Below are 9,547 nucleotides of genomic sequence, written 5' to 3'. Positions count from 1 at the left end.
GTCGGTCATTTTTTCGACACGCTCATCACGCGTTTTATACTCGGCGCGGGCGCGCTTGGTGAGTTTGTCCACGTCGGCCTTTTTGGTCTTCAAGGTCACCTGAACCTTGTCCAGGATTTTGCCGAAGTCCTGATGGAACTTGGCGTGCAGTACGACACCGATATCTTTGAGGGTGAAGCCCTTCTCAATGGCAGCTTTGCTGATGCGCACCCAGGAGATGTCCCTTTGACCGATATGCATGATGCCCTGGATGTAGTTGGTCAAATGGTGAATCTGGCGCTCCAGGATCGGCTCGAAGTCGGTCTGAAATTCACGGCCGGCCACCTCGATGTAGATGCCCATGGGGAAGGTCCCGCCTTCTTTAACGTCTCCAATATCCGGACCGTCGACAATGACCTTGCCGTCTTCGATTTCGTTCATGTCGGCCATTTTGACCAGCTCGGTGCACTGGGTCTTGCCGCCGCCGCACTGGGCGAAAAGGTCGGCGCCACGCACCCGCTCACCCTCGTAGGCCGGACCGAAGGCGCAGGGGATCTCGATGTCGGACACGATGGTCTTCAGGCCGCGAACCTCGACGGAGCGCTGGCACATCTCGTCGTGGGGTACATTAGCCACCACGTGCTCGTAGGTACAGATACCCGTGGGCAGGATTTCGGGGATGTCGGTGTCCGCCAGGGTCGGGAAACCCCAGTTGACGCAGCCGGCAGCGGCCACACCCCACTCGGTGCCGATGTCGCCCAGGGCGTTGACGAAGGCAAATACGCGGTCTTTGTTGTAGTGCAGGATTTTTTGGTGGTCACCGGGTTTGACGCCACCGAAGGCCATGGCCGCGCGGTTGGCGAACCCGAGGGCGAAGACGGCCGAGGAGATGTCCGGCCCGAAGGGAACGATACGGGTGTTCCAGCCGATCTGAACACCGGCTTCCAGCAGCTGGTCGATAAGCGTGGTGCCATTGTGGTTGGCGGCGCAGAAGATGTAGAGGCTTCTTCTCTGGTACTCTTCGACGATTTCCTTGGCGATCTCCGAATTGGGGGCGGCGCCGACCATGGCTGCAAAACCGGGTGCCGAGCCGTCCACGAACTCCACGCCGCGTTTTCGCAGGATGGTGTCGTCGGCCGGGCCCACCCAGATCTTGCCGGCATCGATGTCCGGATCCTCTTCGGGATGGTAGAAGTCCGGTTGGTCCAGGATACGCAGGGCTTCCAGGATCTCGTAAGAGAAGATGGCGGCCATGCCGGCGTCCAGCAGGGGGCCCAGGTAGGGCAGGTGGTTCTTGCCCTTGACATGCGGGGGCAGCAGGCCCCGGGCGAATGCCAGGGGTTTTTTCAAGTCTTCCAGGGTCTCCACCTTCATGCCGGTGAGCGAGTAAATCACCGGCAGGTAGTAGGCGGTGTTGGGAAATCCGATCTTGGTGTCGGCGTTGTAGGTATCAAGTGCTTTTTTGTAGCGGCCTTCAGCGCTGGAGACCACTTTGTATCCACCCTGAATGGCGGCAAATGCGACTAATTTAGACATACTATATTCCTCCTTCGTTGAGGATCTGGTTTAAACTCAATTATCCTTCCAGTGCCTGGCGGTCGGCCATATCCATCAGGACACGCTCTCTGGCCTTGTCGATGCCTAGCTCTTGTCGCTTCTTGTCGATGTGGGCGATCATCATCTGGGCATGCTTGATGGGATCGGCTTCCAGGTCCCACCTGCCGCCGTACATCTTTTCCATCTCTTTGGACAGGTAGTCGTGGAATACCGGGGCACCGGAGGTGGGCAGGTGCAGGCCGAAGACCGTGTAGACGCCAGAGGCGACGAAGTAATGGCCGATGGAGATGGCCTTTTCGCTCATCCATTCCGGGGCGCTGCCGGCCAGCGGGAGGTCACAGATGTCCTTGCCCAGTCCGCCGGCCTTGACCACTTCGGTGGCTGCCAGCAGCAGGCGGCTGTTATCCACGCAGGAACCCATGTGCAGGACCGGCGGGATACCCACGGTTTCGCAGACCTCGGCCAGACCGGGTCCGCAGTGCACGGCGGCCGCTTCCGGGGTCAGCAGCCCTTCCATGGCGCAGGCGATGCCGTTGCAGCCGGTGGTCAGGACGATGACGTCGTTCTTGATCAGCTCCTTGACGACCTGGATGTGGGCTTCGTTGTGGCGGGTGCGGGCGTTGTTGCAGCCCACGACGCCGGCGATACCACGGATGCGGCCGTTGATGATGTTGTCGTTGAGGGTGTAGTAGGTTCCGCGGAAGGTGCCGCCCAGGTGATACTGGATGGACTCCACGCTGAAACCGCCGATGGCCGAAGCTTTGTACTGGGGAATCATGACTTCGCTGCCACGGTTCTGGAAGTTGTCGATGGCCATCCTGATGATTTTTTCCGCGTCTTCCAGGGCGTGGTGTTCGTCGAACTCGATGTGGATGACACTGTCCTGCTCCATCTTGGCGATGGGGTGGGTGGTGATCAGTTTGGTGTGGAAGCACTCGGCCACGTTGGCCAGGTTCTGGAACACGCACTGGATGTCCACCACCATGGCATCGCAGGCGCCGGTGATGATGGCCAGCTCCTGCTGCAGGTAGGTACCGGCCTGGGGCACGCCGTGACGCTGGAAAATCTCGTTGGCAGTGCAGCAGATGCCGCCCAGTTGGATGCCCTTGGCGCCCTTGGATTTGGCGTACTCGATGATTTCCGGTTTCTGGCTCATGGCTACGATCATCTCGGAGAGCACCGGCTCATGGCCGTGGACGATAATGTTGACGTGGTCTTCCTTCATGACGCCCAGGTTGGCTTCGGACTGCAGGGGGTAGGGGGTGCCGAAGAGCACGTCCTGCAGGTCCGTAGCGATCATGGAACCGCCCCAGCCGTCGGCCAGGGAAGCGCGGGTACCCTGCTTCATGAGGTTCTTGTAGTCCTGGTCCACGCCCATGTGGGTGCGGTGCATGATTTCGACGATTTCACGGTCGATGTTGCGTGGCTTCACACCGGTTTTGGTCCACTTTTCATACAGAGGGGCCGGTGCACGTTTGAGGTATCTGAGTTCGCCTTCGGCCTTGCCCCATTCGTTGAGGGCTTTTTCGGCCACTTCCAGGGCGATTTCATCGATATTGCGGTCCTGGGTTTGGCCATCCACCTCCACGGTGACCGCAACGTCGAAGAAGGGCGCGATGGCCAGCAGTTTGTTGGGGTCTTTGATTTTGTAGGCGTCGGTCTCTTTGCGGGCCGCACTCAGGAAGACCTCGGCCACACAGCGGCCGTGGTCGGAGTGGGCGGCTGCGCCGCCGGCGATCATGCGGATAAAGTTACGCGCGGCGATGGTATTGGCCGTGGCACCGCAAAGACCTTTGCGGGTGTCTTCACCGTCGATGCCGCCCTTGGGCAGGGGCAGGCGGCAGGGGCCCATGGCGCAGTTTTTACAGCAGATGCCCTGGATGCCAATCGCGCAAGGTTTCATCTGGGCCGCACGGTCGAATACGGTGTCGATGCCCAGCTGTTGGGCTCTCGCGATCAGTTCCTGGGTTGATTTATCGATGGATGAGGCGATGGGGTCGGCCAGTTTGGGGGCCTTCGCCACGGCTGTTTTTTTAATTTCTGCCATCAGAGGTTCCTCCTCGTATTGATTTAGGCAAGGGTTAACAGTTCAAGGCTTAATACAGCGAGACACGTTTGTGGACCCAGTCGAGCCGGGCGAGAATCTTCTCGGGTTCGCTCTTCTGCTCGGCGGCAGGGGTCATGGGAACCACCTTGTCGGTAGCGCCGGTGCTGCGCTCGGCAGCCATCTTGGCGCGCTCGGCGGCACGCTTCTGGCGCAGGGCGTCTTCGTCGGCGTCTCTTGCAGCGGCTGCCTGGGCGGCGGCTTCCTTTTCCGCCTTGGCTTTGGCGTCGGCGTCGGCTTGGGCCTTGGCGTCAGCCTCTGCTTTGGTCTTGGCGTCGGCCTCCGCTTTGGCCTTGGCGTCAGCCTCGGCCTTTGCTTTAGCCTTAGCTTCCAGTTCTTCTTTTGACGGCCCGGTTTCTTCGGAAGCGAAGAGATCTTTGGGCTCGTCTGCAAACAGATCTATAGCCATGATTAAATACCTCCCAACTTCTTAAGGGTTTGTTCCAACGTCAGATTGTGCTGCTGGGCCGTGTGTTCAATATCATCCCTGGAACAATTTTTCGCCGCCAACAGTTTGTCGAGATCGAGTCCGAGGGCGGTGGCCACTTTATCGATTTCACGAACAGGTGCTGCAGCAGCTTCCGCAGGTGCAGCAGGTGTGGTTGGGGCAGCGGACGGTGCGGCAGGCTTGGCAGCCGGTTTGGCGGCAGCCTTGGCCGGAGCGGCTTTTTTCTCTTCCTCGATGGTCAGGTCCGGTGCCGGTGCCAGGGCGGCCAGATCCACGGAGACGCCTTCCAGCCGTTTGGCGATGGGGGCGATATCGGCGGCGCTGCCACCGTCCATGGCGATGTCGATGAATGCCTTGACCAGCCGGATGGCTTCGGGGTGGCGCATGATCAGGATGTCGGAACCGGCCATGAGGTAGGTGACGGCACCCACGGCTTCCATTAGGACGCCGCGCTTTTCCGGATCACCCAGGGTCGGGGCTTCGTCCACGCCCTGCTTGGCTTCCTTGCACTTCCAGATTTCGTTGGCCAGATTGTTGATGATGGGCATCTGGAGCTTGTCGTCGCCCTGGGCCATGGCAGCCATTCTGAGGCGCTCCATGACCGAGTAGCTGTACTCCAGGCCGTATCCCAGACCGCCGGTGGTGGGATCGATGATGACCCGATCCATGGGCATGCCCAGGTTTTCCAGCAGAATGTTGACCTGCTTGGCCAGGTTGACGTCGATGGGAGACGAACTGATGAGGGCGTGGCCGTAGCCCATTGCTGCGGCACCGATGCCCTTGTGGTTCTTGTCTTCCACCGGGCCTAAGGTCAGTTGCACATCCTGGCAGTCTTCGGCGATTTTCTTGAAGACCGCCTCGTCCTTTTCGTGGTTGGCGATGCCCCAGACCACCAGGGGCACATCGATGGCGCCCAGCACCTTTTTGACTGTGGCGGATGCATCCGCCGGGCTGGCGTCGGTGCCGTTGGGGTCGGTGCTCTTGAGTTGAAGTACGATAATCTCGGCGCCGTATTCCTCAACGCATTTTTTTGCCCATGCGGCCGGGTCCGAGACCACGTCCTTAAAAGGCTCCATTGCCGCGGCCGGCCACTCTTCGGGTGCCATGTCCCAGATCTCCATGGCGACTTTCGGTTTGTGGGGCATTTCCCCCTCAAACTGATAGAGTGGGTAGCAGGTTTCGCCTCCGACGGTAATGGCTTTGTCGCCTTTACCGATGGAGATCGCCTTTATCGCACCTGCATAGGATTCCTTGTAGAATTCGAAACTCAAAGTTACCTCCTTATCAGCTATCGGTTAATGATTGAGGTTTGCTACAGCAATGCGGTTGTTCATTTTTCGAGTGGCAGGGTAGAACCCCGGTCACAAAATGAAAAACTCAGGCCCCCTTTCGTATAAGAATTTTTTATATATAGTATCTACAACGGTAGATAAAAAGCCGTGGATGCGGATAGGCGGGTATAGGATAGGGTTGAGGTCAGGGTGATGGATCGTTTTCTTTTTCATGCAGCACAGCATCGTCAAAACAGCCCTCTGGTACGCCAATGATGACTAATTTGTCAGCCGGAAAAACGGATTTTGATTTGTTGCGAAAGGGCCACTGGGGCCGAGATGGCCTCCCGCTTCCCAAAGGCGGAAAACCAAGGATTACTCTTATAGGTTGAATGGTTTATTTGTCAATAGAGGAGTGGGATTAAATCCCAATTCTTACTATATTGCCTTCAGTGCGAAACGGGAATCGACGGCCATTAAAATACCTACCGGTGGAACCGCTGTTATCCTATATAGTTATGACCATATGCGCATCCGCCTGATTCCGGTCAGGACGGTTGCCGCCGCCGGGCCATGCGCTCCTTGAGCCGGGGAAACTGGTTGATGTCCGTGTGTGGCAGAAACAGGGCTGCCACATAATTATCCATGTAGGATGGGGTTTCCGACAGCTCGAAATTGGTCATGCTGCGGGTCGCCTCCACCACATCCCTGCGGATCCGGTTGGTCAAGCTGCTCATCTTGGCTCCCAGGAGGGAGCTGTTGCCGATAAAGGTGACCTTGTCCGCATCGATCTCCGGCAGCAGCCCGATGGTGATGGCCTTTTCTAGGTCCACGTAACTGCCGAATCCGCCGGCCAGGATGATGCGGTCGATGTCCTGCATGCCCATGCCCACCTCGGTTAAAAGGGTCATGCAGCCGCTGAAGATGGCCCCCTTGGCCCGGATCAGGTTTTCGATGTCGATTTCGGTAAGGGCGATGTCCCGGTCGATCTGGGTCTCGCTGGCCCAGGCCAGCACATATTCCCACACCCCGTTGTCTTTTCGAATGCGGTTCGTGGAGAGTTCCCTGTTGAACTTGCCCAGGTTGTTGATCAGGCCCAGTTCGAACATGACGGCGGTCATGATGATCAGCCCGGACCCGCAGATGCCCTTGGGGCGCAAATTGCCGATGGTCATGAGCATGGGCTCCCAGGTGGCCGGATCCAGTGAGAAGTCTTCGATGGCGCCCTTGGCCGCCCGCATACCGAATTTAATGCCTCCGCCTTCAAAGGCCGGTCCGGCGCTGCAGGCGGCGCAGGCCAGCCAGTCCCGGTTGCCGATGACGATCTCCGCATTGGTGCCGATATCCATGAAAAGGGTCAGCCGATCGTCCAGATACATCCCCGACCCCATGACCCCTGCCACGATATCACCGCCCACGTAGCTGGAAACGGCCGGATAGACCAGGGCCGTGACGTGATCCCGCAGATCCAGGCCGATATCCACCGCCCGGATGGGCGGGTAAAGTGTGGACGCCGGCACGTAAGGGGAGCGGCGGATGTAGCGGGGATTGACCTTGAGCAGCAGTTGGGTCATGGTGGTGTTGCCAGCCAGGGTGATGGCGGCGATATCGTCCGGATCCACCTTGGCGCGGCGAACGATCTTGCCGATGATGGTATTGATGGTTTGCGCCACCACCTTGTGCAGGCGATCCAGCCCATCCTCTTTTTCGGCAAATACTATCCGGCTGATCACATCCTCGCCGTAGCTGATCTGGCCGTTGAACTCGCCATGTTCGGACAGGATCTCCCCACTCTTCAGGTCGATGAGCTGGCCGTAGATGGTAGTGGTGCCGATATCCATGGCGATAGCATAGTTGCGGTCGGTGGTGTCTCCGGGCTGGACGTTGATGATTTCGGTTTTGCCGCTGTTCATCACCGGCCGGGCAAGGGTGGCGGTAACCCGGAACCCGTCCTCGCGCAGCACGTCGGGAAGCTTGCGGATGACCGGCAGGCTCACCGTCAGGCGGTGCTCGTCGTGATGAAGCTTCAGGTGGCTGACCAATCGAGTGACATCGGGCAGGTGATCCTGATTGTTTGGTTCGGGCAGTTCAATGTAGACTTTCTCCACCGGCGGCAGGAACAGCCCCTGTTCCTTCAAATCGTTGAGGTCCATCTGCTGGATGGTGGCCGTGCGCCGAGGGACATAGCGCTGGCTGAGCACGCTGGCATCGACGGTCGATTCGACCGGCACACGCACCACCACATCCCCGGTAATCGTCGACCGGCAGGCCAGGCGGTACCCCTTTTCCAGGTCGGCCGGGCTTAACTGATCGCTCAGTCCCCCTTCCACCTCGCCCGCTTCCACGATAACCCGGCATTTGCCGCAAAGGCCCTCCCCGCCGCAGGAGGCGTTGATATGCACCCCTGCTTCCATGGCTGCCCGGATCAGATTTTCACCTTCATTCACTTTGATTTCCCGGTTGTGGGGGAGGAATTTAATGGTATGGGAGGTCATGATGATTCCTTAATTATGGGATTGAGGCATTAAGGGATTGAGGAATTAAAAGAATTCTGCCTATTCGGGTTTTGTTGTCCGCCAATCCCTCAATTCCTAAATCCGCAATTCTTTAATTATTTTTATTTTTTCATATCGTCAAACCGGCAACTCAAGGCTGCCATGCTGTCTTCCATGGCGGTGAACACATGCACCGGCAGGCTGTTGAACAGGCTGATCATGCCTTGGTTGTCAGGTGCCGTATACGCGGTAAAGCCGGCGATGCCGTTGTCCCGCGCCCCTTCAAAGAGCTTTTTCATCAACCGCTTGCCAAGCCCCTTGCCCTGCCAGGCGCCGCTGACTGAGAAGGCGACCTCAGCCAGGTTGCAGGACGGATCCAGCAGGTACTCGCCGATGCCCACCACCTTGCCGAAGCCGAACTCGCCGACCACCGCCAGAATGGTGAGGTTTTTGATGTAGTCGACCTGGGAGATGGCTCCCACATCGTCGCTGACGAAACTGGTCTTCTCGTGAAAAAAGCGTGAGACGATATCGTCTTTGTCCAGGGTGTAAAAATGTTCCTGGATCCGCCGTTCGTCAACCGGTTTGGCCGGGCGGATGGTTATCGCTTGGCCCTCAATCTCAAGCGTCTCTTCCAGGTGGAGAGGATAAACGCCGTGCAGGGAGCCCTTCATCTTTCGTTCGGCGCCGATCAGGTTCAACCGCTTGGCCTGGTGCAACAGTTCATCCCGAAAATCCGGGTGGGCGATGCTGATCATGGCCATGGCCCGCTCCTGGAGGCTTTTGCCGAATAGGTTCACGACACCGAATTCGGTGGCCACGTAGTGTACGTCGGCCCGGGGCACCACGACGGCGGTGTCACCCAGCACGGGAACGATGCGGCTTTTTTCCCCACCCACGGCGGTGGCCGGAAGCATGATGATGCTGCGTCCCCCCTCGGACTGAAAGGCCCCCCGAATGAAATCGAGCATGCCGGTGACACCGGAAAAGTTGTTGAGCTCCAGGGCATCCGCCGCCACCTGGCCGGTCAGGTCCATGGCCATGGCGACGGACAGAGAGACCATCTTGTTGTGGGCGGCGATGACCGCCGGCGAGTTGACCACATCTGACGGGTGAAATTCAATGGCCGGGTTGTCGTTGATGAATTCGTAAAGATTGGGCGATCCGATGGCGCTGCTGGCCACCATTTTCCCGTTGTTCAATCCTTTGCGGCGATTGGTGATCACTCCCCGGGCAAAAAGGTGCATCATTTCGTTGGTCATAAACTGAGTGTGAATGCCCAGGTCGTTTTTGTCCGAAAGCGTCATCACGGTTGCCTGGGGAGCCGTACCCGGGCTGATTTGAAGCGTGGAACCATCCTCGATGAGCCTGGGGGTTTCCGTGGATATTACCCTGGCGGCGGCCACCTCCGCGGATCTGACCATCGTCCAGGTGAATCCGGAAATGCCCCGGGTGCTGGGCCGCAGCTTCATTCACGTCAACGATGTCCAACTGGTGGTTGAAAAGCAAGAGCCCATCCTGACCCTGCCAACCGTCCCCGAATCCGAAGCAGCCAACACGATATCCCGCCTGATTGCCAGGCTCATCGAGGATGGCTCCACGCTTCAAATCAGCCCGGGTACGGCTCCCCAGGCAACCTTGATGACGCTTTCGGACAAAAACGACCTGGGCATTCACACTCAGTTTATGACCA

General features: G+C 58.4%; 6 protein-coding genes and 1 pseudogene. 1 reads left to right on the top strand and 6 read right to left on the bottom strand.

Features of this window, described 5'->3' with window-relative positions; genetic code table 11:
• The 6 genes from QNK41_RS00580 to QNK41_RS00555 all read right to left on the bottom strand — a co-directional run.
• Window positions 1-1,515 (bottom strand): CO dehydrogenase/CO-methylating acetyl-CoA synthase complex subunit beta (locus tag QNK41_RS00580; RefSeq protein ID WP_319252674.1); only part of this gene is annotated, 1,515 nt, incomplete at its 3' end.
• Between the two features lie 40 nt (window positions 1,516-1,555).
• Window positions 1,556-3,583, bottom strand: a complete 2,028-nt coding sequence (cooS, locus tag QNK41_RS00575) for an anaerobic carbon-monoxide dehydrogenase catalytic subunit (protein ID WP_319252672.1) — start codon at window positions 3,581-3,583, stop codon at window positions 1,556-1,558.
• A 49-nt stretch (window positions 3,584-3,632) separates the two neighbouring features.
• Window positions 3,633-4,049: a hypothetical protein gene (locus QNK41_RS00570; RefSeq protein ID WP_319252670.1), complete on the bottom strand. Its 417-nt coding sequence runs from the start codon at window positions 4,047-4,049 to the stop codon at window positions 3,633-3,635.
• A 2-nt stretch (window positions 4,050-4,051) separates the two neighbouring features.
• Entirely contained in the window at window positions 4,052-5,359 is a 1,308-nt protein-coding gene (locus tag QNK41_RS00565; RefSeq protein WP_319252668.1) for an acetyl-CoA decarbonylase/synthase complex subunit delta, read from the bottom strand.
• 548 nt (window positions 5,360-5,907) lie between these two features.
• Window positions 5,908-7,854, bottom strand: a complete 1,947-nt coding sequence (locus tag QNK41_RS00560) for an ASKHA domain-containing protein (RefSeq protein ID WP_319252666.1) — start codon at window positions 7,852-7,854, stop codon at window positions 5,908-5,910.
• A gap of 122 nt (window positions 7,855-7,976) precedes the next feature.
• Window positions 7,977-9,161 carry a GNAT family N-acetyltransferase gene (locus QNK41_RS00555; RefSeq protein ID WP_319252664.1) on the bottom strand — a complete coding sequence of 395 codons (1,185 nt, stop codon included), beginning with the start codon at window positions 9,159-9,161 and terminating at the stop codon, window positions 7,977-7,979.
• A 40-nt stretch (window positions 9,162-9,201) separates the two neighbouring features.
• Here QNK41_RS00555 and QNK41_RS00550 point away from each other — a divergent pair.
• Window positions 9,202-9,547, top strand: a pseudogene (locus QNK41_RS00550) (acetyl-CoA hydrolase); the annotation flags it as partial.

Source organism: Desulfosarcina sp. (assembly GCF_033791525.1).
Lineage (GTDB): Bacteria > Desulfobacterota > Desulfobacteria > Desulfobacterales > Desulfosarcinaceae > Desulfosarcina.
The sequence above is the reverse complement of the archived record's forward strand: the minus strand, read 5'-3'. Positions and strand labels throughout refer to the sequence as shown.

Excerpts from the sequence above, each read along its gene's own strand:
- QNK41_RS00555 (WP_319252664.1), bottom strand. The coding sequence starts at position 9,161 with ATGACGCTTTCGGACAAAAACGACCTGGGCATTCACACTCAGTTTATG.
- cooS (WP_319252672.1), bottom strand. The coding sequence starts at position 3,583 with ATGGCAGAAATTAAAAAAACAGCCGTGGCGAAGGCCCCCAAACTGGCC.
- QNK41_RS00570 (WP_319252670.1), bottom strand. The coding sequence starts at position 4,049 with ATGGCTATAGATCTGTTTGCAGACGAGCCCAAAGATCTCTTCGCTTCC.
- QNK41_RS00560 (WP_319252666.1), bottom strand. The coding sequence starts at position 7,854 with ATGACCTCCCATACCATTAAATTCCTCCCCCACAACCGGGAAATCAAA.